This window comes from Pseudoalteromonas sp. SWXJ133, from assembly GCF_015864365.1.
GTDB classification, from domain to species: Bacteria; Pseudomonadota; Gammaproteobacteria; order Enterobacterales; family Alteromonadaceae; genus Pseudoalteromonas; species Pseudoalteromonas arctica.
Map to the genome: position 1 here is coordinate 1 of NZ_JADYXJ010000048.1, position 1,506 is coordinate 1,506.

General features: G+C 33.5%; 1 protein-coding gene. It reads right to left on the reverse strand.

Annotated elements, in window-relative coordinates; genetic code table 11:
* Nucleotides 1-424: 424 nt before the first annotated feature.
* Nucleotides 425-835 (reverse strand): hypothetical protein, encoded by a 411-nt coding sequence (locus tag I6F40_RS19550; protein ID WP_197193334.1) that lies wholly within the window; start codon nt 833-835, stop codon nt 425-427.
* Nucleotides 836-1,506: the final 671 nt, after the last annotated feature.

The window sequence follows — 1,506 nt, forward strand, 5'->3', positions numbered from 1 at the left end:
TATTCATATCACCCAAAATCACTTTATCCCTAGGTCGCACCAACCATTGTCCAATAATTTCGTAATTCGTTTCATAGAAATTAATGCTTTGTTCGTGATCATGCATAAATCTACTCCAATGTAATGTATGCCTAACGAGACTGTAGAATAACTCCAACAGCCAAATTCAATTAAAAAAGCGAGCTCCTGTAGTTAACTCTAAGCGTTTTTAAAGCATTAGGTAATGCATTTGGAACCCATAAAACAGGCTGTTTTTCTTAAAAATGAGTAATTCTACAGCCTCAACGCCNCTTAAAAATGAGTAATTCTACAGCCTCAACGCCTCACTAAGAGGCAAAAAATAGTTGGTTAAAATAAGCGACGAAGGAGCAAAAACCAACTGTTTTTTGTCCTTTTAAGTGACTTGTTATGTGCAGCATACTGATTAGTAAAGCTTATTAATTAAGTCACCGTAAGCCCAAATTAAAGTCCCTAACGTGACAAGACAGAACTCAATGTTTTGAAATCTCTTTTTGTTAGCAACTCTTACTTTATCGAATTGATTAGATACCTCTTCCTTTATTTGGTCTCTAGTCGATTCATTCTTTGTGTTTTTTTCTAAATGATCAGAAAAGCCATCTAAAAGAGTGTCTAAATCATTATTAATTTGTGCCTGATAATCTTGCCAAATTAAATAAATACCAAAGATAGCCAAAAGAGACCCACTTCTAGAAAACCATAACCAATCAGATACAACAAAGCTTGGTATGATTCCGGTAACCAAAGATAAAATTACAGAGATACTAATCACTGTTCCATACTTATGAATACTTTTAAGTTGATTAATATTACTCAATTTAACCTCATACTATATTGGCACATAACGTTTTGCTAAGGGGCTAAAATGGTTGGCTAGCTTTTTTGCGTTGCTTTGCAAAAAACGAGCAAACTGTTTTAGTCCGTTTGAGCAACTTGTTATATGCAACACGAGTAAAACCAAGTACTACAATAACTTAAGTCGCCCGTAATTGATAACCTAACTGTGAATTTTTACGCTACACACAAAAGGTTGAAAAGCTTAATAGCATTGCCTCCTTTGAAAAAGGTCATAAGGGCAATGAATATTAGCGAGAACACATACCCTACTTTAGCTTAAAACACAGATTAAAAGCACTTGACCTAAAACTACGTTTTAACCGCATATAACAGCTTATTGAACACCACTTTGGGGGTTTATAACACCCCAAAACGGCGTATATTACATTGCTTAATAATTCCACTAAACAACTTCCATGTAAACAAGTAATTACGTATTTTGTAAAGTTATTGTTGTTAAAATACACCAAAACGACTTTTAATAATGTTATTGGACAAAACACGAACAACTGTCTATATATACAGTACGTTTTTTAAAAGTTGAATATCATTTATGAAATCTCTCTTTCTAACCATGATTAAAGACCATATGTATAGCAAACGGTATGCAAAGAGCACTATTGAAGCTTATCTTTTTTGGATAGCTAGCTA